A 25,048-nucleotide genomic window follows, 5' to 3' on the forward strand; every position below is an offset into this window, starting at 1 on the left:
TCGCGGCAACGAGAAAATACTTAACCATCTTCCACACACCAACACAAATCGCCAGTACAAGGCGCATATTTGCCCTAAGCAAAAACGCCGTTGCTTCCCCTTACACGAGAAGCAACGGCGTTGCAGCGAATTGAAGTGCTAAATCTTCTTGGCGCCAGCGAAGCTCTTCTTGCCGCGGCGCAGCACGAGCCATTCACCGTGCAGCAGATCGTCACTAGAAGGCGTCCACTCTTCAGACTCGACACGCTCGTTGTTGACGTAGATGCCGCCTTCCTTGATGGATCGGCGAGCCGCGCCCTTCGAATCCGCCAATCCTGCACCAACAAGCAGGTCGACGATGGAGGTCTCGGCGTCGCTGAACTCGAAGACCTCGGTCGCGGAGACCGCCGAGGCGAGCGTCTGCTCATCCAGGTCACGGATCTCGGCGCGGCCGAACAGCGCCTGCGAGGCAAGTTCCACGCCTTCGCGAGCCTTCACCCCGTGCACCAGGTCGGTCATCTCCTGCGCGAGACGCTTCTGCGCCTCACGCTTAAACGGGCGCTCCTCCACCTCGACGGCGAGGCGGTCAAGCTCTTCCTGGTCAAGGAAAGTGAACCAGCGTAGGTAACGGATGACGTCGGCATCGGCGGTGTTCACAAAGTACTGGTACCAAGTGTACGGGCTGGTCATTTCCGGGTCCAGCCACAGGGAGCCGCCACCGGTGGACTTGCCGAACTTCTTGCCCTCCGAGTCGGTCACGAGCGGAACAGTCAACGCGTGGACCTGCTCGCCATCCATGCGACGGTTCAGGTCAACGCCAGCGACAAGGTTGCCCCACTGGTCGCCGCCGCCTACTTGCAGTACGCAGTCGTGGTTGCGACGCAACTGCACGTAGTCGTTTGCCTGCAGCAGCATGTAGGAGAACTCGGTGTAGGAGATGCCATCGTTTTCCAGGCGGCGCTTGACAGTGTCGCGGCTGAGCATGGTGGACAGGGAGAAGTGCTTGCCCACGTCGCGCAGGAAATCAATGACGGTCATGTCCTTGATCCAGTCATTGTTGTTCACCAGCAGCGCGGCGTTGTCCCCCTCGAAGGAGACGAAGCGCTCGAGCTGGCTCGAAATGCGATCTGCCCAATCAGCGACCGTGTCGGAGGAGTTCATCGTGCGCCCCCCCACATCTCGCGGGTCGCCGATCATGCCGGTAGCGCCGCCGGCCAGCACGATCGGACGGTGGCCAGCTTCCTGGAAGCGGCGGAGCATGAGCAGCGGGACGAGGTGTCCCGCGTGCAGCGACGGGCCCGTCGGGTCAAAGCCGCAGTACAGGCTGATTGGTGCCTCGGTCGCGGTCCGCAGTGCCTCCAGGTCGGTGGACTGGTTGATCAGTCCGCGCCATTCAAGCTCATCAACAATGTTCGTGCTCATAGGTAGTCTCTCTCAATTCTCTCGTGGTGATACAGGGCTGAGCGAAGCGCGTAGCTACGCGGACGGTGCGGACGGATAGTCCTGCGCCTCGTCGATAAGGAGCACCGGGATGCCGTCGTCGATGCGATAGGCAATGTTGAGGCGCTCGTTCACCAGCAACTGTTCATCTTCCTTGTACGTCAGCGGGCCCTTGTCCTGTGGGCAGGCAAGTACGTCAAGGAGTTTCGGATCGAGACTCATAGCACTCAAGCTTACTGGTAGGGGTTCATCGAAGGAGTGTCGGGATCGGTTGGTGGGTCCAACGCTGCGTCGTCAAGCGGGATTGGCCCTTTCAGCGCCTCCTTGAGGTAGGTGGCTTGCGATTCGAGCGCGCGCAAGTTGTTGTCCAAAATGCCCTGCTTGACCCGGTCGACGGCCTTCGTCATGGTGTCGAGGGACTCCATGCACCACAGGGAGGCATCCTCCCCGCGGTACAGCGGGGAGTTGAGGTAGGTGGTCACGACCTCGGGGAAGTAGATTTTCGACACGTTGTACACCGTCTGCTGGTGCTCTGGCGTCGCGTTCAGATCGTCCCAGCGCGAGAGCACGAAACGGATCGCAGCTTGCAGGGCGAGCGCCTCGTTGTAGACCGGCGGGGGTACGTTCGCGCGGTGCAGCTTCGTCAGGTTCTCCTGTACTTCGGCGTCGATCAGTGCCTGCGTCGGGACACTCGGCTCCAGGGCCTTCTGCTCGCGCGAGGGGGTCAGCAGCGCACCCGCGCCGTACGCCGCGGTAGTGGCAACCAGCCACGGGATCACGCCTGCCGCGCCAATGAGGCCAAACACGATGAACAGGCCCGTGGTCAGCGCGGCGGCGATCATGCCGACCTGGTTCTTGCGCGAGCTGAAGTACTCCCACTTATTGGTAGCCACGGATCTCCTTAAACATCTCGGCCAACTCTGCCTGCTGTGCGTCGAAAACTTTACCCCCCGTCAGTTCCGCAAGCTTGTCCATTTCAGCGCGTTTCGCCTCGCCGTACAGAATGACGAAGACGGGTATACCTGCCCACTCGTCGTGCTGGGCATACTCGGCTGCGAACTCATCGTAAAAGGGTGGCACGGTCGCTTCACCGTCGGAAAGCAGCACGATCGTCGGGGCACGGAACTCACCATCCTGCTCGGCGCTGCGCATCTTGGCTTGCTCTTCCAGCACTCCCTTCAGGGCTCCGTAGGTGGCGGTGTACCCGTCGGCTTCGAGACCGTCGATAAACTCGCTTAGCGTGGCGCGACTTTGTGGATCATCCTCGGAAAGCGTCGCGGTCACGCCGTCGAGCAGTTCGCTGTTGAACGGCCGTAGACTTACTGATTCCCGGTTGCGGAAGGAAACATCGCCTGTCGACGTCGCCGCGGAGCCCCCAATGAGCTGGCCCATGATGGCCTTCAGCGAAGTCATGCGCTCGCCCTGCATTGACCCGGAGGTATCCAGCAGGAAGATGGACTGGCCCGGGCGGCGGAAGTCGTCGTTGTAGCGCTCCAGCAGGGTGCGTGCCACGGTCTCGTTTGCCGGGTATTGCAGGTCGATCGGGTTCTGGCCGGACAGCTCCGCGGGCAGGGCGTCTACCGGGAAGACCGGGCGACGGTAGGTGTCTGCGACTTCCTGCTGGTGCTCCTCGAACCACTCTGCCAGCTCGCGCACGGTGTCAGCGGAGCCTTCGTGCTGCGGCGTGCGCAGCGTGCTCAACGGGTAGTCGGCGGTGATCGTGCCGTCTGCGGGCACGATCACCTCAAGGTCGACCCCGTCCTTCTTCAGCTGGTGCAGGGTGGACTCGTAGTTGAAGATGCCGTCGGCTTTCGACGAGTCGTCGCGGAAGGTGTCCGCGAGCCACCCAGACGAGCCCGAGGACAGGGTCTGGGCCGAGAAGAACTCTCCTAGCTGCGGACCTACCGCGTCAAGGTCCTGCTGGGAAAGCGCCACGCCTGTGTCCGCGAGCGCGGTAGCGGCGGAGACCACGGTGGAAAACCCGGAGTTCGACGCGGTGGGGTCCGTCATCCCGAAGGTAAACTCGCCGTCCTTCGCGGCCTGGGCAAGGTCTTCCCAGGTGGGCGGGTTGTCAACCCAGCCGTTGGAGCGAGCGATTTCGCTGCGCAGCCCAATCGCGATCGGCGAGCTCGCCAGCGGGTACTCCTCCCCCAGCGCATCCGCGGCACCGATCAGGTTGGCGTAGCGGTTCGTGGCGAACCAGGTCGCGTCGTACGCCCCGTCCAGCTCACCGGCCTTGAGCGCCTGCGAGTTCTCTAGGGTGCCGCCGAGGTAGGTCACCTCGATATCGGTGCCCAGCTCCTCACCGGCCTGCTGAATTAGCGGTTCGAGGTCTTGCAGCTCAGTGGCCGCCACAATGTGCAGCGGCTTGTTTTCTCCCAGCTGCGGGAGCTGGTCCAGCGCCGAGCACCCGGATGCGACCAGTGCCAGCATCAGCGTCGTGCAGAGGGCAAAGATTCTCTTCATAGGGTTGCCTCCTCGTTGGCGGGCGGTTGGCCTCCGTAGCGCTCGCCCACCCCGTCAAGCAGCTGCTCGAGCTGGTCAAAGGTGGGTGGGTCGACGCTGTTGACGTAATCGGACGGCGCGGGCAGGCCGTGTGCTTCAAGCTCTTCTGCCAGCGAGCCACTTTCAGCCGGGCGGAAGCCGTGCTTGGCGGCCAGCTGCTGCAGCTCCGGGTCCGTGCTCAGCAGGCGTCCAAGCTCTTTGCCTCCATCGGAGATCCCGACGATGCCGTGGTTGGCCACCACAGTGGGTTCAAGTCGCATGAGCACCATGTCCTCGCGGATCCGCGAGCGCTCCTTCATCTGCTCGCCGAGGAACTGCGCCTCGTACACCAGCACCAGCGGCATGGAACCCATCCCCTGGCTCAGGTAATCGCGAAACGGCGCCGAGGACGAGGATTCGGAGTATCCCTGGCCCACGAAAAACGGGGCAATCTTGTCCACCAGCGCATCAGGGGAGATGCCGGGCTCTTCCTCCTGGAACTGCCACGCCAGCAGCGACAGGTACATCGCCGCAGAGTTGGAAGTACGAATATCCGTGGTGCTTACCTGCACCTGGCGGGGCGAGGCGTAGCCATCGCCGAGGTCGCGCCAGCGCTTCCCCTCTTCCACCAGCTTGATATAGGCAGCCATGTCGAAGGCATAGCCGCCATCGGTGCTGTGAACCACGCCTTCCCGCTCGAGCATCTCCGCCAGCGGCTTCCAGCTCGCAATGGCCATCGGGGTAAAGAAGGGATAGTCCACCGAGTAGTTGGATCCCAGACTCTTCACCTTCTGCGCAGCCGGGCCGGACGAGGGAAAGACAAAGTCCTGCTTCTCTAAGTCAGTACTCGTGGCGATCTGCCGCGAGCCCGCGGTTGAAAACTCGACGGTATAGCCGAGCTTCTCCAGTCGCTCTTTGACTTCCGGGTCGTCGAAGTAGTCCCGCTTTTCCGAGCCGATCACACCGCGCACTGTGGTCATACCCGAGCCGCCACCAAGCCCGAAAAACCCTCCAGAAGACTGGGAGTCTCGCGCGCTGTAGACCGCATAGCCAGCCAGCACGAGCAGGATGCAACCCAAAACAACCGAAAGCACGCGAGATCCGCGCTGCTTTCGGTTGTTGCCGTTCGAAACAGTCATGCACCCAGCATAGAGTGTGCTAAGTCACTTCGCAGGGGAAAGGAGTGTCACCTAGCCACGCACGGGCTTCTCAGCCCATGCGCGGAAGGCTGCGTTGGCTTCCGCCACACGCTCGCGCTGCTCTACTACTCGCACCTTGGCGGTGCCGCCACGCGTGTCTCGGGAGGCCACTGCCCCATCGATGGTGAGCACTTCGCGCACCTCGGGCTTCAGCCGCTTATCGACGCCCGCGAGTTCCTCGTCCGTCAAATCCACCAGATCCACGCCGCGCTGCTCGGCGATACGCACGCAGGCTCCGGAAGCCTCGTGGGCTTCGCGGAAGGGCACGCCCTGGCGCACCATCCACTCCGCCAGATCCGTGGCCAGGGTGAAACCTGCCGGCGCGAGCTCGCGCATGCGATCTTCGTGGAACACCAGCGTGGAGACCAACCCGGTCATCGCCGGCAGGAGGATGCGCAGCTGGTTGACCGAGTCGATCACCGGCTCCTTGTCCTCCTGCAGGTCGCGGTTGTACGCCAGCGGCATCGCCTTGAGCGTGGCCAGCAAGCCCGTCAGGTTGCCCAGTAGGCGGCCAGTCTTGCCACGAGCAAGCTCAGGAACGTCCGGGTTCTTCTTCTGCGGCATGATCGACGAGCCGGTCGACCAGGCGTCGTCGAGCGTAATGTAGCCGAACTCCGGAGTGGACCACGCGATGAGCTCCTCCGACAGCCGGGAGATGTCCACGGCGATCTGAGCGAGCACGTAGGCAGTCTCCGCCGCGAAATCGCGCGAGGCGGTGCCGTCGAGCGAGTTGTCGGTCGCAGAGTCGAAGCCCAGCTCGGTGGCGATTGCCTCCGGGTCCAGGTGCAGCGAAGATCCGGCCAAGGCGCCTGAGCCATAGGGCGAGACCGCCAGGCGCTTATCTGCGTCCTGGATCCGCTCCAGGTCGCGCAGCAGCGGCTGCGCGTGCGCGAGCAGGGAGTGCGCGAGCAGGATCGGCTGCGCCGCCTGGAAGTGGGTCTTGCCCGGCATGATCGCGTCCGGGTGCGCCGCCGCTTGGTCGACGAGCGCGTCGATGAGGTTGCTCACCTCAACCGCGACCCCGCGCAGGGCGTCGCGGCACCACATGCGGAACATCGCGGCGACCTGGTCGTTGCGGGAACGCCCCGCGCGCAGGCGGCCGCCGACCTCGGGGCCGACGCGCTCGATCAGGCCGCGCTCCATCGCGCCGTGGACATCCTCATCCGTCGGAGCTGGGACAAAGGTGCCGTCTGCAACGTCCTTGCCCAGCTGATCGAGGCCGACGAGCATGGTGTCCAAGTCGGCGTCGGAAAGCAGGCCCGCCTTGTGCAGCACCTTGGCGTGCGCCTTCGAGGCCAACACGTCATACGGTGCGAGTACCCAGTCAAAGTGGGTGGACACGCTCAGTGCGAACATCGCTTCCGAGGGACCGCCGGAGAAACGGCCACCCCACAGCGCGCCTTCATTCGTCTTGTGCTGCTCCATACCTATCGGCTCCTACTTCTGCGCGCCCGCTTCGCGGTCGCGCTTGTTGGCAATCTGCGAGCTCAGGCCGTGCAGGCGCACGAAGCCCTTGGCCAGGGTCTGATCGAAGGTATCACCCGTGTCGTAGGTGGCCAGGTTGAAGTCGTAGAGCGAGTGGTTGGAGCGGCGACCGTTGACCGTCGCCTTGCCTGCGTGCAGCTCCATGCGGATATCGCCGGTAACGTGCTCCTGAGTGGACTCGATAAACGCGTCCAGGGAGCGCTTCAGCGGGCCGAACCAGAGGCCGTCGTAGACCTCTTCGGACCAGCGGGCGTCGATAAGCCGCTTGTAGCGCGCGAGCTCACGCTCGACGGTGACATCCTCCAGCGCCTTGTGCGCGGTGATCAGAGTGATCGCGCCCGGTGCCTCGTAGACCTCGCGGGACTTGATGCCCACCAGGCGATCCTCAACCATGTCCAGGCGGCCGATGCCCTGGGCACCTGCACGGCGGTTGAGCTCTTCGATGGCCTCGAGCACGGTCACCTTGCGGCCGTCGATGGCGACGGGCTTGCCGGACTCAAAGGAGATGATGACCTCGTCCGGAGCATTGCCCAGCGCCGGGTCCTCGGTGTAGGCGTAGAGGTCCTTTGTCGGCGGGTTCCACAGGTCCTCCAAAAAGCCGGTCTCGACGGCGCGGCCCCACACGTTCTGGTCGATGGAGAACGGGGACGCTGCGGACTGCTCGATCGGCAGGTCCTTGCCCTCTGCGAACTCGATGGCCTTGTCGCGGGTCCACGCAAAGTCGCGCGCGGGTGCCACGATCTCCAGGTCCGGATCCTGGTTGAGGAAGCCGACCTCGAAGCGGACCTGGTCGTTGCCCTTACCGGTGCAGCCGTGAGCGACGTGGGTACCGCCGTGCTGCTGCGCTGCTTCCACCAGGTGCTTGACAATCAGCGGGCGGGAAATGGCGGATACCAGCGGGTACTCGCCCTGGTACATGCCGTTGGCCTTGATGGTGGGAAGGCAGTACTCCTCGGCGAACTCGTCCTTGGCGTCCACCACGATGGACTCGACAGCGCCGCAGTCCAGCGCGCGCTGGCGGACAGAATCCATGTCCTCGCCGCCCTGGCCCAGGTCGAGCGCCACAGCGACGACGTCGGCGTCAAGCATTTCGCCCAGATACGGGATGGCGACGGACGTATCCAGACCGCCGGAGTACGCGAGAACAACGCGATTGCTCATGAGTTGAAAGCTCCTTTGCTTTAGGTGTAAATGAAGTTCAAAAATTTCACGCTTGGCTAAGCGTACCCCGGTGCCTTAAGCAGCGGGGCAACCGGCGTGCACTGCCTATTCGTTGGCCGGGTGGACGTGCCCGAAGACTTTGACGCCCAGGTCTTTGCCGGTAAGCGGCTCCCGCGCGAGCACGAAGATCGTGTCGTCGCCGGCGATGCAGCCGACCACCTCGTCCAAGCCGACCCGGTCGATGTAGCTGGCCAGGTACTGCGCAGCGCCCGGCGGTGTGCGCAGCACGGTGGTGTTGCCCGTGTAGTCCACGGAAACCACCAGTTCCTCGATCATCCGGCGCAGCTTCTCCCGCGGGCCGGACTGCACCACGTTGATGGAACCGGTATCAGAAGTCACCGTGTAGTAGGCGCGGCCGCCGCCAAGCGGGCGAATCTTCTTCGCACCGAGTTCGTCTAAGTCGCGCGAGAGCGTCGCCTGAGTGATCTCGATGCCGTCGGACTGCAGGATCTCGGACAGCTGGGCCTGCGAAGAGACCCGCGTCGAGCCAATGATCTCGAGGATGCGTGCCTGGCGGGCGGTACGCGAAACGGGTTGGGTCATGCGCTTTCCTCCTGGTGTGCCATCAGCCAAGCCAGCAGCGCCTTCTGCGCGTGCAGGCGGTTTTCCGCCTCGTCGAAGACGCGGGAGGCCAGGCCGTCGATAACCTCGGCCGTGACCTCGTTACCGCGGTAAGCGGGCAGGCAGTGCAGGAAAATGGCGTTCTCACCGGCTCGAGCCATGAGGTCAGCGTTGACCTGGTAGGGCAAAAATGGGGTGCGGCGGTCCTTGCCGTCGTCCTCCTGTCCCATGGACACCCAGGTATCGGTGATGACCACGTCGACCCCGTCAACGGCGGCCAAGTCAGCGGTCACGGTCACCTCGGCACCGGTTTCTGCTGCGCGGGCGCGGGCACGCGTGACGAACTCCTCCTTCGGGTGGAAGCCCTCCGGTGCCACGATGGCGATGTCGACGCCCGCGGTGGCAAAGCCAAGCATGTAGGAGTTGGCCATATTGTTGTCGCCGTCGCCGAGGTAGGCGGCGCGCAGACCTTTAAGCTTGCCAAAGTTCTCCTGAATCGTCTGCAGGTCCGCCAGAATCTGGCACGGGTGCAGATCGTCGGAGAGCGCATTGACCAGCGGCACCGTCGCGGTCTCCGCCATCTTGTGGAAGTTCTCGTGCGCGTAGGTGCGCCACACGATCGCATCCACGAAGCGGGAAAGCACCGCCGCTGTGTCCTGCAGCGTCTCCCCCTTGCCCATCTGCGACTGCGAGGTATCGGTGATGATCGCGTGCCCACCAAGCTGCGTGATGCCCACGTCGAAGGAGAAGCGGGTGCGCGTCGACGTCTTGTCAAAGAGCACCGCCACCGACTTCGGCCCCTCCAGCGGCCGGTGCGCAAAGCGGTCGCGCTTCATCTCCGCGGCCAGCGCGAGCACCTCGGCCTGCTCGGCCGGGGAAAGATCGTCGTCTGCCAAAAAATGCCTGGTCATCCTAGTTCCCTTTCTGCTGCTCCGTCACGTCCCGCAGCGCGAGCGCGACCCGCTCGAGTGCGGTGTCAATCTCTTCATCTGTGATTACCAGTGGCGGTGTAAGGCGCAGCACGCTTGCCGACGGCGCGTTGACGATCACCCCGCGCTTCAGCCCAGCCGCCACAGCTTCCTTCGCCACGGGCGCATCGAGCACGGCACCGAGCATGAGTCCGCGGCCGCGGACTTCGCGTACCCCGTCAATCGCCGCCAGCCCTTCGGCGAGCTTCTCGCCCTTGCGGCGCACCTCGGCGAGGAAGTCATCATCGATCGTGTCGAGGACGGCGTTGGCAGCGGCGCAGGCCACCGGGTTGCCGCCGAAGGTCGTGCCATGGCTGCCCGGGGTGAACAGCTCCGCCGCCTTGCCGCGCGCGAGGACCGCGCCGATCGGCAGGCCGCCGCCGAGCCCCTTGGCCATGGTGACGACATCGGGCCTGATGCCCTCGTGCTGGAACGCGAAGAAGTCGCCGGTCCGTCCGATGCCGGTCTGTACTTCGTCGATAAGCAGCAGTGCCCCGCTCTCATCGCAGATTTCGCGCAGGCCGGTAAGGAAGCCCTCTGGGGCGGGGATCACGCCGGTCTCGCCCTGGATGGGCTCGACGATGATCGCGGCCACCTCGGACGGGTTCTCGGCCACGAGCGCACGCACCGCGTCGAGGTCGCCGTAGTCGAAGAACTCGACGCCGGCGGGCAGCGGCTCGAAAGGCGCGCGCTTTTCCGGCTGGCCGGTCAGCGCCAGCGAACCCATCGTGCGGCCGTGGAAGCCGTGGACCGCGGCCAGCACCCGGGACCGTCCAGTCAAGCGTGCAAGCTTGAAGGCGGCCTCGTTGGCCTCGCCGCCGGAGTTGCAGAAGAACAGACGCGCGCTCTCGTCGCCGAAGCGGGCTTTCAGCTTTTCCGCGGCGGCCACGACCGGCGTGGAGCCGAAGAGGTTGGACACGTGCCCGAGCGTGCCGATCTGGTTGCTCACGGCCTCCACGATCGCCGGGTGTGCGTGGCCTAAGGAGTTCACCGCGATACCTGCGAGCAGGTCGATGTAGTCGGTGCCGTCCTCGCCGGTGGCGTGCGCGCCCTTGCCGGAGACGAGCGTGACCGGCGGGGTGCCGTAGGTGTTCATCAGCGTGGCGTTCCACTTAGACGTTGGCGTATCGGTCATGCGGTTTCATCCTTCCTGAAGACTGTGCCTTCTGGGTACTCGTTCGCGTCGTAAGCTTCCGGCAAGACCATCGTGCCGATGCCGCCGACGGTCAGCAGCTCAAGCAGCACCGAGTGCGCGATGCGGCCGTCGATGACGTGCGCTGCCTTGACCCCGCCGTTGACGGCGGTGAGGCACGCGCCCATCTTCGGGATCATGCCCGTATCCAGCTTAGGCATCATCTGCGCCAGGTCATCGGCCTTGATCTTGGACAGCAGCGAATCCTTGTCCGGCCAGTCGGTGTACAGGCCCTCGACGTTCGTGAGCACCACCAGGCGCTCCGCGCCGATGGCGGCGGCTAGGGCACCGGCGGCCTCGTCGGCGTTGATGTTGTAGACGTTGCCATCCGTGCCCGGGGCGATGCCGGAGACGACCGGGATGCGGCCTGCCTCGATGATGTCCATCACCGCGGAGGGGTTCACGTCTGTGATGGTGCCGACCAGGCCGATGTCGGTGGGCGTGCCGTCAACGTCGACAAAGCGGCGCTCGGCGGTAAACAGCCCGGCGTCCTCGCCGGAGGTGCCCACCGCATACGGGCCGTGCGAGTTGATCTTGCCCAGCAGGTCGCGGCCGACCTGGCCGAAGAGCACCATGCGCACCACGTCCAGGATCTCCGGGGTGGTCACGCGGAACCCGCCGACGAACTCGCCGCCGTCCAAGTCCAGGCGCTTGAGCATCGCGGTGATCTGCGGGCCGCCGCCGTGCACCACCACCGGCTTCGCGCCGACGGTGCGCAGAAAGACCATGTCTGCGGCGAAGGCGGTCTTGAGCGACTCATCAATCATGGCGTTGCCGCCGTACTTCACCACCACGATCTTGTCGCGGTAGTGCTGCAGCCAAGGCAGCGCCTCGGCAAGTACGTGTGCGCGCGCCTCGCTGGTCAACGACTGCAGTGCGCTATCCATATGCTTCCTCTATTCCTGCGGGTATTAAGAGCTGTAGGCCGAGTTGATTTCCACGTAGTCGTGCGACAGATCGGTCGTGTGCACCGTGGCCTTGCCCGGTCCGCCGGTGCCAAGGTCCACGAGCACGTCGATATCCGCACCGCTCAGATCTACCTCGCGTGCTCCCGGCGTACCAGTCGAGTCGATGCAGACCGCCTCGCCGTTGAAAGAGACAGAGATTTTGTCCGGGTCCATCTCCGCATCCGCCATGCCGACGGCGGCGAGCGTGCGGCCCCAGTTCGGGTCCGAGCCGAACATCGCGCACTTGAACAGGTTGTCGCGCCCGAGCGTGCGCGCGGCGTTGAGCGCCTGCTCATCGTCGGCGGTACCGGTGACCGTAATGTTGACGCGCTTGGTCACGCCCTCGGCGTCCGCCTGCATCTGGCGCGCGAGCGAGTCGCACACGTGCAGGATGGCAGCGTCGAGCTCTTCCTGGCGCGGGGTGGTGCCACTGGCACCGTTGGCCATGACGATCACCGTGTCGTTTGTGGACGTCGAGCCGTCAATATCCACCGTGTCGAACGTGACCTTCGTGGCTTTGCGCAGCGCCACCTCCAGCGCCTCCGGCGTGGCCTGCGCGTCCGTGGTGATGCACACCAGCATCGTCGCCAGCGAGGGTGCCATCATGCCCACGCCCTTGCCCATCGCGCCGACGGTGAAGCCCTCGCCGGAGTACACGGCTTCTTTACGCACCAGGTCGGTGGTCAGAATCGCGTCTGCGGCCGCCTGGCCGTTGTCGGTGCCAAGCGCCGGGACGAGCGCGTCTACTCCCCCTTTGACCTTGTCCATCTCCAACAGCTCGCCGATCAACCCGGTCGAGCAGACCGCGACCTCGCCCGCGTCCACGCCGAGCGCCGCCGCAGCATACGACTGGGATTCGCGGGCATCCGCATCCCCCTGCGCACCGTTGCAGGCATTCGCGTTGCCAGAGTTGTACAGCACGGCACGCAGCGACCCGTCAGCCACCGCCTGCTGCGAAAGCTTCACCGGAGAGGCCTTCACGCGGTTGCGTGTAAACACCGCGGCGGCGTCGAAGCGCGGCCCGGCATTCACCACCAGCGCCATGTCCGGCTTGCCGGAAGGCTTAATCCCTGCCTGTGCGGCAGCTGCCGTGAAACCCTGCGGGGCGGTCACGCCCTGTGCATTGTGCGTACTCATAGTCTCTATTGTTCTCTTTCTTTAAGCGTCCGGGGTGTCGGATTGGGGTGCAGGTTTAAGGTGCAACGCCCTGTCGCGGGAGTCCATCCGTCTCCGCGTACCCAAGCGCCAAGTTCATGCACTGCACCGCCGCCCCGCCGGTGCCCTTAGTCAGGTTGTCGATCGCCGAGGTCATCAGCACCACGCCAGCCCCTTCGTCCACCTCGACCTGCAGGTGGCACATGTTCGAGCCGACCACATTCTGGGTCTGCGGCTGCGCGCCCTCCGGCAGCAGGTGGACGAAAGGCTCGTCCTTGTACGCGGCCTCGTAGGCAGCGCGCACAGACTCCTTCGTTGCGCCCTGCGCCAGCGGTGCCGTGATGGTGGTGAGGATGCCGCGCGGCAGCGGCGCAAGCACCGGCGTGAAGCTCACGTTCACCGGGGCGTCGGTCACCTCGGCAATATTCTGCATAATTTCCGGCGTGTGACGGTGCGTTCCGGCAGTCTTATAAGCCTTGAGCGAGCCCATGGTCTCAGCCCCGAGCATGCCTACCGACGCCTTCTTGCCCCCGCCGGAAACTCCAGTGATCGCCACCACGCGAAGGTCAGGCTCACACACACCCGCAGCAACCGCAGGCAGCGCCGCCAGCGTCGCGCCAGTGGGGAAACAGCCGGGCACCGCGATCCGGGGCGCACCGCGCAGCGCCTCGCGGTGCCCGGGCATCTCCGGAATGCCGTAGGGCCACGAACCAGCGTGTTCGCTGCCGTAGTAGTGCTGCCAGGCGGCGGCATCGCGCAGCCGGAAGTCGGCGGCGCAGTCGATCACCACGGCCTCGTCCGGCAGCGCCTTGCCGATCTCGGCGGAAAAGCCGTGCGGCAGGCCCAAAAAGACGACATCGTGTCCAGCGAGCACCTCGGGCGTGGTCTGCTCGATCACGCGATCTGACAGCTCCGTCAGGTGCGGCATAAGCTCGCCGACGCGCTGGCCCGCGTTCGAGTTTCCGGTGAGCGCGCCGATGGTCAGCGCGCCTGATTCATAGGCCGGGTGACGCAAAAGCAGGCGGAGGATCTCCCCGCCTGCGTACCCGGTCGCCCCGGCGACTGCTACGTTCAGTGTCATACCGACACCCTACGCGTTTATGCAGTCGATTGCAAATTATACACGCCGTGGTGCTTAGCCACGCATCTCCGCGCCAAAGCGCTCCTTCGCCGCTTCCGCTGCCGCCAAGCGGCCCTCCGAGGCCTCGTCCTCGGTCAGCGTACGGTCCGGCGCGCGGAAGACCAGGCCAAACGCCAGGGACTTCTTGTCCGCGCCGAGTTGCTCGGAACGGTAGACGTCGAAAAGCGTGACCGACTCGAGCAGCTCACCGGCACCCTCTGCGACGACCTCCCGCACCTTCTCTGCGGGTACCGACTCGTCCACCACCAGGGCGATGTCCTGGTGCAGCGCCGGGTAGGCGGACAGCTTCGGGGCGGGCAGCACCGCGTCAAAGGGCAGCGCGGAGAGGTCGAGTTCCATTGCGCACACGCGCGGCGGCAGCTCGAGTGCCTCAAGCACCTGCGGGTGCAGCTCACCGGCGTGGCCAACCACGGTCTCGCCCACACGCAGCTCCGCGCAGCGGCCCGGGTGCCACGGCAGGTAGTTCGCAGCGGCGACCTCGAGCTCCACACCTGCGGCGCGGGCAACCACGCGCGCGGACTCGATGGCATCCGCCCAGGTGTAGGCGCGCGCCTCACCAAGCGGACCCTCCGCCTCCGCGTCGCCGACCGCGACGGTCGCGGCGTACAGTGGCTGCTCCGGTACCGAGGCAAGCAGCTCCGCGATGGTTGCTTCGTCCGGGCGCGCGGCCACGCTCGGCATCGGCGAGGACTCCGCTCGCTTGAAACTGGTCTGCGCCACCGAGTAGATGGCCAGGTCTGCCCTGCCGCGGGCGACGTTCTTGCCCACGGCCTCCAGCATGGAGGGCAGAAGCGTGGTGGCGAGCACACCGTAGTCGTTGTCCAGGGGGTTCTGCACCAGCACGGTGTTGCGGCGCGGGTCGTCCGCGTCCAGGCCCCAGGTGTCGAAGGTGCCGTTGGCAATGAACGGGGTCGGGATGATTTCCGCATAGCCTGCGTACGCCAGCGCGTGGGTCACCGCGCGGCGGCGCTTCTGCGCCGGGGTGAGTCCTCGCCCACCGCGCGGGGTCGGCAGGATCGACGGGATCGCGTCGAGCCCCTCGAGGCGCACGATCTCCTCGATCAGCTCCACGTCCTCGTTCAGGTCACCACGCCAGGTTGGCGGGGTCACCAGGAAGCGCTCGCCTTCTGAGGTGACCTGGCAGCCGACTTCCTCGAGGCGGCGCGTGATGACCTCCGAGCTGTAGTCCACGCCGATCAGCTGCGAGGGGTGCTGCGCCCCAAGCGCGATCGGCTCGCGCTGCGGTACTTCGCCAACCAGCGTGCGGCCGGTGGCAATGGTGCCGCCGGCAATGTCTTGCAGCAGCGCGCAGGCAACGTCCAGGGCCACCTCCACAATCGCCGGATCCACGCCGCGCTCGAAACGGCGCGAAGACTCGGAGCTCAGCTTGTGGTGGCGCGCCGTCTTCGCCACGGTCAGTTCGTCCCACGTCGCAGCCTCGAAGTAGACGTTCGTGGTGGTCTCGGAGATCTCCGAGGTCACCCCGCCCATCACGCCGGCCAGCGACTGGATGCCCGCTTCGTCCGCAATGACCACGTCACTGTCCCGAAGCTTACGGGTGGAGTGGTCCAGCGTCTCGAACTCCTCGCCCGCCTGCGCCTTGCGCACGGTGAGGTTCCCGGAGATCTTGTCCGCGTCGAAAGCGTGCATCGGCTGGCCGAGCAGCAGCATGACGTAGTTGGTCACGTCCGTGGCGGCGTTGACGGAGCGGATGCCGGACAGCATGAGCTCGCGCTGCATCCAGAACGGGGCTTGCGCTGCCGGGTCGATGCCCTCCACCTTGGCCAGGCCGAAGCGGGAGGCGCGGGGGTCGGGGTTCAGCGTGACGTCGATAAGCGAGCCCTGCGGTGCGGGCACCGCCGACGTGTCGACGCCTGCGACCTGCGGGTCCTGCGCGGGGTCGGCAAACTTCAGGTCAAAGGCGGAGGCGAGCTCACGCATCAGGCCGCGCGCCGAGAGCGCGTAGCCGCGGTCCGGCGTGACGTTGACGTCAAAAATCGTGTCGGCGAGCTGCAGGATCTCCCGCGCGTCATCGCCCGGGTTCCCCAGCCCCTCGGGCAGCGTGATGATGCCCTCGCTCTTCTGCGTCATGCCCAGCTCAGCAGCCGAGGTCATCATGCCGTTGGAGATGTGGTCGTAGGTCTTCCGCGCGGCGATCTCGAAACCGCCGGGCAGCACTGCTCCCGGCAGCGACACCACAACGTAGTCGCCCAGCGCAAAGTTGCGCGCGCCGCAGATGATGCCCTGCAACTCGCCAGTGCCGTTGGCCTGGCCCACGTCGACCTGGCAGTAACGGATCGGCTTCTTAAAGCCGGTGAGCTCCTCGATCTCCGCGACGCGGCCGAGCACGAGCGGCCCGGTCGTCTCTTCAATCGGCGCGTAGCCCTCGGTCTCGAACCCAACGCGCACGAATCCGGCGTCGAGCTCCTCGTCGGTAACGGTCCAGCCTTCGTTGCCAGCACCTTGCAGCAGGCGGGTAAGCCAGTTCTTAGAAATCAGCATGCTTTGATCAAAACTCCTTCTCGGTAACGCCTGCGTTAAGCCTGTACACCGAACGGCAGGGTGAAACGCACATCGCCCTCAACCATGTCGCGCATATCAGACAGCCCGTTGCGGAACTGCAGCGTGCGCTCCAGGCCCATGCCAAACGCGAAGCCCTGGTACTCGGTCGGGTCCACGCCAACAGCACGCAGCACGTTCGGGTTGACCATGCCGCAGCCACCCCACTCGATCCAGCCAGCGCCGCCCTTCTTGTTCTCAAACCACACGTCCACCTCGGCACTCGGTTCGGTGAACGGGAAGTAGTTCGTGCGCATGCGGGTCTTTGCCTGCGGCCCGAACAGCGTCTTCGCCAGGTGGTCGAGCGTGCCGCGCAGGTGGGCCATCGTCAGGCCCTTATCCACCGCAAGCCCCTCGATCTGGTGGAAGACCGGGGTATGCGTCGCGTCCAGCTCATCAGTGCGGAACACGCGGCCCGGGCACGCGATGTACAGCGGCACGTCACGCTCAAGCAGGGAGCGCACCTGCACCGGCGAGGTGTGCGTGCGCATGACCTGCTTGGAATCCTCCGCACCGATGTAAAAGGTGTCCTGCAGGGTGCGCGCAGGGTGATCCGGGATGAAGTTCAGCGCGTCGAAGTTGAAGTACTCCGCCTCAACCTCCGGGCCGTCCGCGATCTCCCAGCCCATGCCGATGAAGATGTCCGCGATCTGCTCACTCAACGTGGTGATCGGGTGCATCGCACCCACCTGCCGACGGGTCGTGGGCAAGGTGACATCCACAGCCTCTTCCTTGAGCTGCTGCTCGCGGTACTCCGCCTCGCGCAGCTTGCGCAGCTGGGCATAGCGCTTCTCGACGCGGCCTCGCGCCATATTCACCATCCGCCCCGCATCCTTGCGCTGGTCCTTCGGCAGCGAACCAAGGGAGCGGCGTGCCTGCGGGATAAAGGCCTTCTCCCCCAGATGCTGCCGGTGTGCTTCTTCCAGCGCGGGCAGGTCGGCTGCGTGCTCAAAGGCCTCGATAGCTGCCGCGGCGGCGGCGTCGAGTGCCTCCTCGGTCAGTTGGATCTCGGGAGTCTCGGACACTCTCGTCCCTTCCACTTCTAAAGATGATAAATTTCGCGCACACCAGCATACCCGCGCAACGGAGCACCACCAGGAGGAGGTGCTTAGAGCGCCTTCGAGGACTCCCACATGCACATTGCCGCGGCGGTCGCCAGGTTCAGCGACTCTGCACTGCCCTTGATCGGGATGGAGACGCGGTGGTCCGCGAGCTCGAGAAGCTCCGAGGGCAGCCCGTGCGCCTCGTTGCCGAACAACCACGCAGTCGGCTTCGCCAGCACCTCGCTGGCCTCATCGAGCGGGACCTCCCCATCCATTGCCGTCGCCACAATCTGCAGGCCCTGCGCCTTCAGCTGGCCTACGACATCCTTGATGTTGCGTTCCCGGGCCACAGGCAGGTGGAACAGCGAGCCTGCCGAGGCGCGCACCACCTTGGAAGATTCCGGGTCGACCGTGTCGCCGGCGAAAATTACCGCGTTGGCACCGGTCGCGTCCGCGATACGGATGATGGTGCCCGCGTTGCCAGGGTCATTTGTCTCCACCCCGACCGCGACGAACTGCGGATTTCCGCGCAGCGCGGCACCAACGGTCCACAGCGCCGGCTTGCACACCGCGAAAATGCCGGTGGTGCTCACCATGTCCGTCATGTGCTTTGCGGCCTGATCCGTGATCGCGTGGGTGTACACATCCATGTACTCGGCGGTGGTGACGATCTCCGCAAACTCATCGGCGGCACGCTCGGTGACAAACAAGTCTGTGGCCGCCCCCGTGGCCACCGCCGCCTCGACGGAGTTCTCCCCCTCCACGAGGAACTGTTTTGCCTTCTTGCGCGCCTGCGCCCGGTGCAGCTTTGCCGCATTGATAACGCGCGGGGTGCGCTCGGTAAAAGGTTGGGAGAAATCGAGTGCCATGTCCTCACACTCTACTCACCCACTAGCGCAGGAGCCGCACCCCGCGTGCATCCGTGCGGAACGTTCCGCTGCGGGTGAACACCATGCACAGATCCACGATCACCCAAATCACCAGTGCAAACCAGAACAGGAAGCCGATGAGCACCGCAGTCGTGAACCAGCCAGCCAAGTAAAGACCGAGTTGGATAAGCCCGCGCTTGGTGTAGCCGGCGTAGAAACTGTGCGCGCCGAAAACGCCCAAGAACAAGCACAGCAGCACGGTGATCACCCACGAGCGCGGTTGCTCCTGGCCCGCTGGCACCGCCCCAGGCTCCGACAGCGACTGCGGTGGCTGCCAGCTGGGAGCCTGCGCGCCGTGCTCCGCCCAGTCATTCTGAAAGCTGGACGCGTACGGTGACTCGCGCTTTCCACTGTTGCTGTAGGGGTTCGTCATGGCACACACGATACACACTGACACCGATACGGTCTCCGCACGAACTGTCCGCACATACGTAAAACGCCCACCTGCGGGTGCAGGTGGGCGTCGACAAGCTAAAGGCGCTTATGCAGCCTTCGGTGCGTTGACGTCCTCCGGGAGGGCGTTCTTAGCGATCTCGCAGATAGCGGAGAACGCAGCGAAGTCGTTGACGGCAAGCTCAGCGAGAATCTTGCGGTCGACCTCGACCTCAGCCAGCTTCAGGCCGTGGATGAGGCGGTTGTAGGTGATGTCGTTGAGACGAGCAGCAGCGTTGATGCGCTGGATCCACAGCTTGCGGAACTCGCTCTTACGCTTACGACGGTCGCGGTAGGCGTAGGTCTGGGAGTGCAGCCACTGCTCCTTCGCCTTACGGTACAGGCGGGAACGCTGGCCGCGGTAGCCCTTCGCGGACTTCAGAATCGCGCGGCGCTTCTTCTTGGCGTTGACTGAACGCTTCACACGTGCCATGAGTCAAACTTCCTTTACGTTTTTGAGGTATATGTGCGGTAATGGGATGCGCGGAAGGCTTTAAGCCTTGCCCAGCAGGCGCTTGACGCGCTTCTGGTCTGCGCGAGCCACGTCGGTGGTGCGGGACAGCTTGCGACGACGCTTGGAGGTCATCGACTCGTTGAGGTGGCGCTTACCGGCCTGCTCACGACGCAGCTTGCCCTTGCCGTTAACCTTGATGCGCTTTGCGGTGCCCTTGTGGGTCTTCTGCTTCATGGTAAAAGCCCTTCAGAGTTGAAAAATGTGTGCTACTTCTTGCCCTTGCGAGCCGGACCAAAGACCATCGTCATGTTGCGACCGTCCTGCTTCGGGCGGGACTCGACCACGCCCAGCTCGCCGATGTCATCAGCGAGACGCTCAAGCAGACGGAAGCCAAGCTCCGGACGGGACTGCTCGCGGCCGCGGAACATGATAGTGACCTTGACCTTGTTGCCCTTCTCCAGGAAGCGCTCGACGTTGTTCTTCTTCGTCTGGTAGTCGTGCTCATCGATCTTCGGGCGGAACTTCTGTTCCTTGACCACGGTCTGCTGCTGGTTTTTGCGCGCTTCGCGGGCCTTCTGATCCTGCTCGTACTTGTACTTGCCGTAGTCCATGATCTTGGCTACGGGCGGCTTGGCCTTCGGTGCCACCTCGACCAAGTCAAGGTCGGCGTCGTATGCCAACTTGCGAGCGTCATCCGTACGGACGATGCCCACCTGCTCGCCGGACGGACCGACAAGGCGAACTTCCGGAACGCGGATGCGTTCGTTGATTCGAGCTTCAGCGCTGATGAGAACTCCTAAAGACGAGAATTACAATGTGATCGCTACCAAGCCCCAAGCGATGCTCGTCCCACACGAAAAACCCGCTAGTCTTACACAGGCTAGCGGGAGTTCATCCATACCGGCAGGGCAGGGACATATCTCCGTGCGCCCTACCGTTGACCCGTATCCTTCGCAGCGAGTGTGCCGCGCGGCTTGGGGTGGGAGTAACTCCACTTGCGGCCCGTACACCTAGAAAAGGAGCACTGGGCGGTAGTGCCTTGAAACATTAACAGCTTCGGCTAGAAAGTCAAAATCACCGCCCGCCAAAGGCTTTTAGACGAGCACGCGCTGCAAATACTCGCCTGTGAAGGAGCCCTCGACCTGCGCCACGTCTTCGGGAGTGCCCTGCGCGACCACCGTGCCGCCGCCGGAGCCGCCCTCGGGGCCCATGTCGATGATCCAGTCCGCGGACTTGACCACGTCTAGGTTGTGCTCGATGACCAACACAGTGTTGCCCTTCTCTACCAGGCCGTTGAGCACCAGCATGAGCTTGCGAATGTCCTCAAAGTGCAGGCCGGTGGTCGGCTCGTCAAGGATGTAGATCGTGCGCCCGTTGGAGCGCTTCTGCAGCTCGGTTGCCAGTTTCACGCGCTGCGCTTCGCCGCCGGACAAGGTCGTTGCGGACTGGCCGAGGCGTACGTAGCCCAACCCGACGTCGACAAGCGTGGCGAGGTAACGGTGGATGGACGAGATCGGCTCGAAGAACTCCGCTGCCTCGGAAATTGGCATGTCCAGCACCTCGGCGATGGTCTTGCCCTTGTAGCGCACCTCGAGCGTTTCGCGGTTGTAGCGCGCACCCCCGCAGACCTCGCAGGGCACGTACACGTCCGGCAGGAAGTTCATCTCGATCTTGATAGTGCCATCGCCGCGGCAGGCTTCGCAGCGCCCGCCCTTCACGTTGAAGGAGAAGCGGCCTGCCTTGTACCCGCGCACCTTCGCCTCCTGCGTCTCCGCGAAGAGGTTGCGGATCTTGTCAAACACGCCGGTGTACGTTGCCGGGTTCGAGCGCGGCGTGCGCCCGATCGGACTCTGGTCCACCTGCACGAGCTTGTCCAGCGAGTCGAGGCCCTCGACGCGCTTCACACGCCCCGGCACTTGGCGCGCACCGTTGAGCTCGTTTTGCAGCGTCTTCGCCAGAATCTCGTTGACCAGCGTGGACTTGCCGGATCCCGAGACACCGGTCACGGCCACGAGCAGGCCAAGCGGGATCTCCACCTCGACGTTTTGCAGGTTGTTCTCCCGCGCGCCGACCACCTTGATGGTGCGATCCGCATCCACCGGGCGGCGTGTGGCAGGCACCTCGATCTTCTTCCTGCCGGCGAGGTAATCACCCGTGATCGAGTTTTCTGCCTCCTTCAGGCCCTCCGGCTCTCCCTGGTAGACCACTTCCCCGCCGTACTCGCCTGCACGCGGGCCGATGTCGATGAGCCAGTCCGCCTCGCGAATCGTGTCCTCGTCGTGCTCCACCACGACAAGCGTGTTGCCCAGATCCCGCAGCTTCTTCAGCGTGGCAATCAAGCGGTTGTTGTCGCGCTGGTGCAAGCCAATCGACGGCTCGTCCAACACGTAGAGCACGCCCGCCAGCCCGGAGCCGATCTGGGTGGCCAGGCGGATGCGCTGTGCCTCGCCGCCGGAGAGCGTGCCCGCGGACCTGGCCAAAGTAAGGTAGTTCAGGCCGACGTCCAACAGGAAATGCAGGCGCGCCTGGATCTCGCGCAGCACGGCACCCGCGATCATCTCCTCGCGGTAGCCCAGCACCAGGTTGTCCAGGTACTCAGAAGCGTCTTCGATGGAAAGCTCGGTCAGCCCCGCGATCGAACGCTCGCCGTGCGTGGTCGAATCCAGCCGCACCGCAAGAATCTCCGGCTTCAGGCGCGCGCCCTTACACGTCGGGCACGGCGCCTCGCGGGTATACGCCAACAGGCGGTCCTTCTGCGTGTCCGTCTCCGCCTGCTCGAGTTTGCGCTCGAGGTAGCCGATCACGCCCTCGTAGGCCGCGGTGAACGAGCGCTGCCGCCCGTAGCGGTTCTTGTAGCGCACGCTGACCTTCGTGCTCGAGCCCTGCACCAGGTGCTTCTGCTGCGTCTTCGTCAGCGAGGAAAACGGCGCATGCGCGTCGAAGTCCTCTTCCTTCGCAAGCGCCTCGATCAGCCGCACGAAGTACTTCTTGTTCGGGCTGGAGTTCCACGGCTGGAAGGCGTCCACGGCCGGCGCGTCCGGGTCCGGGATGACCAGGTCGGTGTCGATCTCCTTGCGCACGCCCAACCCGTCGCAGGCAGGACACGCGCCGAAGGGCGAGTTGAAGGAGAAGGCGCGGGGCTCATATTCCTCCACGTCCAGCTTGTGCCCGTTGGGGCAGGCCATCTTCTCCGAAAAGATCTGCACGCGCTCCGGGTCGTCCGCCTCGAGGTCGACGAAATCGAAGCCGACCAGCCCGTCGGCAAGCTTGAGCGCGGTCTCAACGGAATCGGTGAGGCGCTGCTTCTGGCTTGCTTTGACCTGCAGGCGGTCGACGACCACGTCGATGGTGTGCTTGATCTGCTTTTCCAGCTTCGGCGGGTCAGAAAGCTGGTAGGTCTCGCCATCAACGTTGACGCGCGAGTAGCCCTGCGCGGCCAGGTCGGCGAACAGGTCCTGGAACTCTCCCTTGCGCTTGCGCACGATGGGCGCGAGCACCTGGAACTTCGTCCGCTCCTCGTACTGCAGGATCTGGTCCACGATCTGCTGCGGCGTCTGCCGCTGGATCACCGCATCGCACTGCGGGCAGTGCGGGGTGCCCGCGCGCGAGTAGAGCAGGCGCAGGTAGTCGTAGATTTCTGTGATCGTGCCTACCGTCGAGCGCGGGTTGCGGTTCGTGGACTTCTGGTCAATCGAGACCGCCGGGCTTAAGCCGTCGATGTAATCGACGTCGGGCTTGTCCATCTGCCCGAGGAACATGCGGGCATAGGAAGACAGCGATTCCACGTAGCGCCGCTGCCCTTCGGCAAAGATGGTGTCGAAGGCCAGGGAGGATTTGCCGGAGCCAGAAAGCCCAGTAAACACGGCCATCTTGTCGCGCGGTAGGGCGATATCTACGCCCTTAAGGTTATGTTCGCGCGCGCCGCGCACCGTGAGCCATTCAGCCACGTCACCACGTCCCTTCCCGAGTACGTTTCTATTGCTCTTCTGCCCTAGAAGCTACCAACCCCTCACAACTGTGCTTTCCCCCGGCCTATTCCATATCTGTCTACGCTGGGGCCCATGACGCTTACTTTGCATCACATTTCTGTGTCCGAGATGGACAACAACTGCTACCTCATTTGTGCCGGGGACAAGGGGCTGCTTATCGACGCCGCCGCGGACCCCCAAGCACTCCTCTCCCTCGCCCGCGACGCCGGCGTAAAGATCACGGACGTGCTGACCACCCACCGCCACCACGACCACACCCGCGCGCTCGTCGAGGTGCTCGAGGCGACCGGGGCCCGGCACTGGGCTCCCTATTTGGACGCGCCGGCGCTGCCCGCCGCAGTCGACCACGAGCTGCGCGACGACGACGTGCTCGAGTTCGCCGGACACCAGTTTCCTGTCTGCATTCTGCGCGGCCACACCCCGGGCGGAGCCGCGATTGCCGTGGAAATCGACGGCGTACCGAACCTCTTCGTCGGCGATTCCCTATTCCCGGGCGGGCTGGGCAAGACGTCCTCGGAGGGTGACTTCGTCCGCTTGTACAAGGAAGTTAAGGACAAGCTCTTCGCCGTCTACCCGGACGAGGCCATCGTGTGGCCCGGTCACGGCAAGCCAACCACCCTGGGTGAGGAGCGCCCGCACCTGGACGAGTGGTGGCAGCGACGCTGGTAATACCTGCCAATACCGGCACGTTTGCACGCTCGTAGCCCGGGTCCCCACCAGAAGCACGGAAACGCAAGTACAGTTGGTGGTAGACGAGTCCGTTTCGGGCTCCGATCGCAAGATCCCCATAAACGTAAATGAGAAGGAATGGTTATAGAGATGATTCGTAAGATCGCTCGCCCGATGCTGGCGTCCGTGTACATCATCGATGGTGTTGAGACCATGCTGAACCCGGCCGGCCACAAGGAGGCCGCAGCATCCGCGCTGAAGAAGGTACGCTCCGTCGTGCCGCGCGAGTACCGTGGCCTGGTGCCGAAAGACCCGGAGACCGCCGCGCAGCTCGTTGGCGGTGTGAAGGCAGGTGCTGGCAGCCTCTTCGCCATCGGCAAGATGCCGCGCACTTCCGCATCCCTGCTGGCGCTGACCACCGTGCCTTCCCTGATTGGCCGCAACGCCTTCTGGGAGGCCGAGGATGAGGACGACAAGGCTCGCCGCCGCACCGGCGCTCTGACCGACGTCGCGCTCGCCGGTGGTGTGCTGCTCGCCACCGTCGATACGGACGGCAAGCCGGGCCTGCAGTGGCGCGCGCAGAACGCAGCAAAGGTTGCAAAGAAGAACGTGCAGCAGGCGCTGCCGACCCAGTCTGAGACCGAGAAGGCCATGAACAAGGCCAGCGACTGGTTCAGCGACGCGACCGAGACCGTCACCGACTACGTCGATGACAACAAGGACGACTGGAAGAAGACCGCTGCCCACGCCACCGAGGTCGCCGGCGACTGGTTCGATGACGCCAAGAAGCAGACCTCGAAGTTCCTCTCCGAGACCGCGGATCGTGCGCAGGACGCCTACGAGGACTTCGACGCGGAGAAGCTCATTGACCAGGCCAAGCCTTCCAAGCTGCAGCAGTACAAGGCAAAGCGCAAGGTCAACGCCGTCGTCGGTGATCTGCAGGACTCCATCGATGACCTGCGTCCGAGCACGCTGGACAAGCTGTCCGCCAAGCACAAGGTGAAGAAGAACCACAAGAAGTTGGAGAAGAAGGCGCAGGATTCCGTCGATAAGCTGCAGAAGGCTTTCGACAAGCTCGACACTGATCCCTCCTTCATCACGAAGCTGAAGTGGAAGCGCAAGGCAAAGAAGGCTGAGAAGCGCGCCAAGCAGACCGTGAAGAAGCTGCAGAAGAAGCTGGGCTAAACCCCCGCGCTTTTAC

Annotated in this window: 23 protein-coding genes; 2 read left to right on the plus strand and 21 right to left on the minus strand. The window is 64.4% G+C overall.

Annotated elements, in window-relative coordinates; translation table 11 throughout:
• Positions 1-138 precede the first annotated feature (138 nt).
• The 21 genes from tyrS to uvrA all read right to left on the minus strand — a co-directional run bounded on the left by tyrS (position 139) and on the right by uvrA (position 23,136).
• Positions 139-1,401 (minus strand): tyrosine--tRNA ligase, encoded by a 1,263-nt coding sequence (gene tyrS / locus HMPREF2550_RS09710; protein WP_070790872.1) that lies wholly within the window; start codon positions 1,399-1,401, stop codon positions 139-141.
• Positions 1,402-1,455: 54 nt separating this feature from the next.
• A complete protein-coding gene (locus HMPREF2550_RS09715) occupies positions 1,456-1,641 on the minus strand; it encodes a Trm112 family protein (protein WP_038590438.1) in 186 nt (61 codons plus the stop codon).
• An 11-nt stretch (positions 1,642-1,652) separates the two neighbouring features.
• Positions 1,653-2,312 carry a hypothetical protein gene (locus HMPREF2550_RS09720; protein WP_051904835.1) on the minus strand — a complete coding sequence of 220 codons (660 nt, stop codon included), beginning with the start codon at positions 2,310-2,312 and terminating at the stop codon, positions 1,653-1,655.
• Positions 2,299-3,885 carry a vWA domain-containing protein gene (locus HMPREF2550_RS09725; RefSeq protein ID WP_038590434.1) on the minus strand — a complete coding sequence of 529 codons (1,587 nt, stop codon included), beginning with the start codon at positions 3,883-3,885 and terminating at the stop codon, positions 2,299-2,301. Before HMPREF2550_RS09725 ends, HMPREF2550_RS09720 begins: the two co-directional genes overlap by 14 nt.
• On the minus strand, positions 3,882-5,042 hold the full coding sequence (locus HMPREF2550_RS09730; protein ID WP_070790873.1) for a hypothetical protein: 1,161 nt from the start codon (positions 5,040-5,042) through the stop codon (positions 3,882-3,884). Before HMPREF2550_RS09730 ends, HMPREF2550_RS09725 begins: the two co-directional genes overlap by 4 nt.
• A gap of 51 nt (positions 5,043-5,093) precedes the next feature.
• Positions 5,094-6,527 carry an argininosuccinate lyase gene (gene argH / locus HMPREF2550_RS09735; RefSeq protein ID WP_070790874.1) on the minus strand — a complete coding sequence of 478 codons (1,434 nt, stop codon included), beginning with the start codon at positions 6,525-6,527 and terminating at the stop codon, positions 5,094-5,096.
• 12 nt (positions 6,528-6,539) lie between these two features.
• The gene (locus tag HMPREF2550_RS09740) at positions 6,540-7,748 is read right to left on the minus strand and encodes an argininosuccinate synthase (protein WP_070790875.1); all 1,209 of its coding nucleotides are present in this window, start codon (positions 7,746-7,748) and stop codon (positions 6,540-6,542) included.
• A gap of 105 nt (positions 7,749-7,853) precedes the next feature.
• Positions 7,854-8,351 (minus strand): arginine repressor, encoded by a 498-nt coding sequence (locus HMPREF2550_RS09745; protein WP_070790876.1) that lies wholly within the window; start codon positions 8,349-8,351, stop codon positions 7,854-7,856.
• Positions 8,348-9,280, minus strand: coding sequence for an ornithine carbamoyltransferase (gene argF / locus HMPREF2550_RS09750; RefSeq protein ID WP_070790877.1), 933 nt, complete (start codon positions 9,278-9,280; stop codon positions 8,348-8,350). Before argF ends, HMPREF2550_RS09745 begins: the two co-directional genes overlap by 4 nt.
• A gap of 1 nt (position 9,281) precedes the next feature.
• Complete coding sequence (locus tag HMPREF2550_RS09755) at positions 9,282-10,472, minus strand: acetylornithine transaminase (RefSeq protein ID WP_070790878.1); 1,191 nt, start codon at positions 10,470-10,472, stop codon at positions 9,282-9,284.
• Positions 10,469-11,416: an acetylglutamate kinase gene (gene argB / locus HMPREF2550_RS09760; RefSeq protein WP_070790879.1), complete on the minus strand. Its 948-nt coding sequence runs from the start codon at positions 11,414-11,416 to the stop codon at positions 10,469-10,471. The genes HMPREF2550_RS09755 and argB overlap by 4 nt, the downstream gene beginning before the upstream one ends.
• Before the next feature lie 24 nt (positions 11,417-11,440).
• Complete coding sequence (gene argJ / locus HMPREF2550_RS09765; protein ID WP_070790880.1) at positions 11,441-12,613, minus strand: bifunctional glutamate N-acetyltransferase/amino-acid acetyltransferase ArgJ; 1,173 nt, start codon at positions 12,611-12,613, stop codon at positions 11,441-11,443.
• A gap of 55 nt (positions 12,614-12,668) precedes the next feature.
• Positions 12,669-13,712 (minus strand): N-acetyl-gamma-glutamyl-phosphate reductase, encoded by a 1,044-nt coding sequence (gene argC / locus HMPREF2550_RS09770; RefSeq protein WP_070790881.1) that lies wholly within the window; start codon positions 13,710-13,712, stop codon positions 12,669-12,671.
• Positions 13,713-13,766: 54 nt separating this feature from the next.
• Positions 13,767-16,274, minus strand: coding sequence for a phenylalanine--tRNA ligase subunit beta (gene pheT, locus HMPREF2550_RS09775; protein ID WP_070790882.1), 2,508 nt, complete (start codon positions 16,272-16,274; stop codon positions 13,767-13,769).
• Positions 16,275-16,309: 35 nt separating this feature from the next.
• Entirely contained in the window at positions 16,310-17,356 is a 1,047-nt protein-coding gene (gene pheS / locus HMPREF2550_RS09780; protein WP_070790883.1) for a phenylalanine--tRNA ligase subunit alpha, read from the minus strand.
• Between the two features lie 83 nt (positions 17,357-17,439).
• Positions 17,440-18,243 (minus strand): TrmH family RNA methyltransferase, encoded by an 804-nt coding sequence (locus HMPREF2550_RS09785; RefSeq protein ID WP_038590397.1) that lies wholly within the window; start codon positions 18,241-18,243, stop codon positions 17,440-17,442.
• Positions 18,244-18,265: 22 nt separating this feature from the next.
• Positions 18,266-18,676 carry a TM2 domain-containing protein gene (locus HMPREF2550_RS09790; RefSeq protein WP_083319889.1) on the minus strand — a complete coding sequence of 137 codons (411 nt, stop codon included), beginning with the start codon at positions 18,674-18,676 and terminating at the stop codon, positions 18,266-18,268.
• A 108-nt stretch (positions 18,677-18,784) separates the two neighbouring features.
• Positions 18,785-19,168: a 50S ribosomal protein L20 gene (gene rplT, locus HMPREF2550_RS09795; protein ID WP_038590394.1), complete on the minus strand. Its 384-nt coding sequence runs from the start codon at positions 19,166-19,168 to the stop codon at positions 18,785-18,787.
• A 60-nt stretch (positions 19,169-19,228) separates the two neighbouring features.
• On the minus strand, positions 19,229-19,423 hold the full coding sequence (rpmI, locus tag HMPREF2550_RS09800) for a 50S ribosomal protein L35 (protein WP_070790884.1): 195 nt from the start codon (positions 19,421-19,423) through the stop codon (positions 19,229-19,231).
• A gap of 32 nt (positions 19,424-19,455) precedes the next feature.
• Positions 19,456-19,977, minus strand: coding sequence for a translation initiation factor IF-3 (gene infC, locus HMPREF2550_RS09805; RefSeq protein WP_083317190.1), 522 nt, complete (start codon positions 19,975-19,977; stop codon positions 19,456-19,458).
• Between the two features lie 306 nt (positions 19,978-20,283).
• Complete coding sequence (gene uvrA, locus HMPREF2550_RS09810) at positions 20,284-23,136, minus strand: excinuclease ABC subunit UvrA (RefSeq protein ID WP_070790885.1); 2,853 nt, start codon at positions 23,134-23,136, stop codon at positions 20,284-20,286.
• A gap of 114 nt (positions 23,137-23,250) precedes the next feature.
• Here uvrA and HMPREF2550_RS09815 point away from each other — a divergent pair, with 114 nt between their 5' ends.
• Positions 23,251-23,847: an MBL fold metallo-hydrolase gene (locus HMPREF2550_RS09815; RefSeq protein ID WP_070790886.1), complete on the plus strand. Its 597-nt coding sequence runs from the start codon at positions 23,251-23,253 to the stop codon at positions 23,845-23,847.
• Between the two features lie 150 nt (positions 23,848-23,997).
• Positions 23,998-25,032 (plus strand): DoxX family membrane protein, encoded by a 1,035-nt coding sequence (locus tag HMPREF2550_RS09820; protein ID WP_070790887.1) that lies wholly within the window; start codon positions 23,998-24,000, stop codon positions 25,030-25,032.
• Positions 25,033-25,048 lie beyond the last annotated feature (16 nt).

It is taken from the genome of Corynebacterium sp. HMSC074A01, from assembly GCF_001831515.1.
Classification (GTDB): domain Bacteria; phylum Actinomycetota; class Actinomycetes; order Mycobacteriales; family Mycobacteriaceae; genus Corynebacterium.

Coding starts and splice junctions, on each gene's coding strand:
- argJ (WP_070790880.1), bottom strand. CDS start 12,613: ATGAGTACGCACAATGCACAGGGCGTGACCGCCCCGCAGGGTTTCACG.
- argH (WP_070790874.1), bottom strand. CDS start 6,527: ATGGAGCAGCACAAGACGAATGAAGGCGCGCTGTGGGGTGGCCGTTTC.
- HMPREF2550_RS09730 (WP_070790873.1), bottom strand. CDS start 5,042: ATGACTGTTTCGAACGGCAACAACCGAAAGCAGCGCGGATCTCGCGTG.
- pheT (WP_070790882.1), bottom strand. CDS start 16,274: ATGCTGATTTCTAAGAACTGGCTTACCCGCCTGCTGCAAGGTGCTGGC.
- HMPREF2550_RS09790 (WP_083319889.1), bottom strand. CDS start 18,676: ATGACGAACCCCTACAGCAACAGTGGAAAGCGCGAGTCACCGTACGCG.
- argF (WP_070790877.1), bottom strand. CDS start 9,280: ATGACCAGGCATTTTTTGGCAGACGACGATCTTTCCCCGGCCGAGCAG.
- argC (WP_070790881.1), bottom strand. CDS start 13,712: ATGACACTGAACGTAGCAGTCGCCGGGGCGACCGGGTACGCAGGCGGG.
- HMPREF2550_RS09725 (WP_038590434.1), bottom strand. CDS start 3,885: ATGAAGAGAATCTTTGCCCTCTGCACGACGCTGATGCTGGCACTGGTC.
- HMPREF2550_RS09815 (WP_070790886.1), top strand. CDS start 23,251: ATGACGCTTACTTTGCATCACATTTCTGTGTCCGAGATGGACAACAAC.
- HMPREF2550_RS09740 (WP_070790875.1), bottom strand. CDS start 7,748: ATGAGCAATCGCGTTGTTCTCGCGTACTCCGGCGGTCTGGATACGTCC.
- HMPREF2550_RS09745 (WP_070790876.1), bottom strand. CDS start 8,351: ATGACCCAACCCGTTTCGCGTACCGCCCGCCAGGCACGCATCCTCGAG.
- tyrS (WP_070790872.1), bottom strand. CDS start 1,401: ATGAGCACGAACATTGTTGATGAGCTTGAATGGCGCGGACTGATCAAC.
- HMPREF2550_RS09715 (WP_038590438.1), bottom strand. CDS start 1,641: ATGAGTCTCGATCCGAAACTCCTTGACGTACTTGCCTGCCCACAGGAC.
- HMPREF2550_RS09785 (WP_038590397.1), bottom strand. CDS start 18,243: ATGGCACTCGATTTCTCCCAACCTTTTACCGAGCGCACCCCGCGCGTT.
- rpmI (WP_070790884.1), bottom strand. CDS start 19,423: ATGAAGCAGAAGACCCACAAGGGCACCGCAAAGCGCATCAAGGTTAAC.
- HMPREF2550_RS09820 (WP_070790887.1), top strand. CDS start 23,998: ATGATTCGTAAGATCGCTCGCCCGATGCTGGCGTCCGTGTACATCATC.
- argB (WP_070790879.1), bottom strand. CDS start 11,416: ATGGATAGCGCACTGCAGTCGTTGACCAGCGAGGCGCGCGCACACGTA.
- rplT (WP_038590394.1), bottom strand. CDS start 19,168: ATGGCACGTGTGAAGCGTTCAGTCAACGCCAAGAAGAAGCGCCGCGCG.
- HMPREF2550_RS09755 (WP_070790878.1), bottom strand. CDS start 10,472: ATGACCGATACGCCAACGTCTAAGTGGAACGCCACGCTGATGAACACC.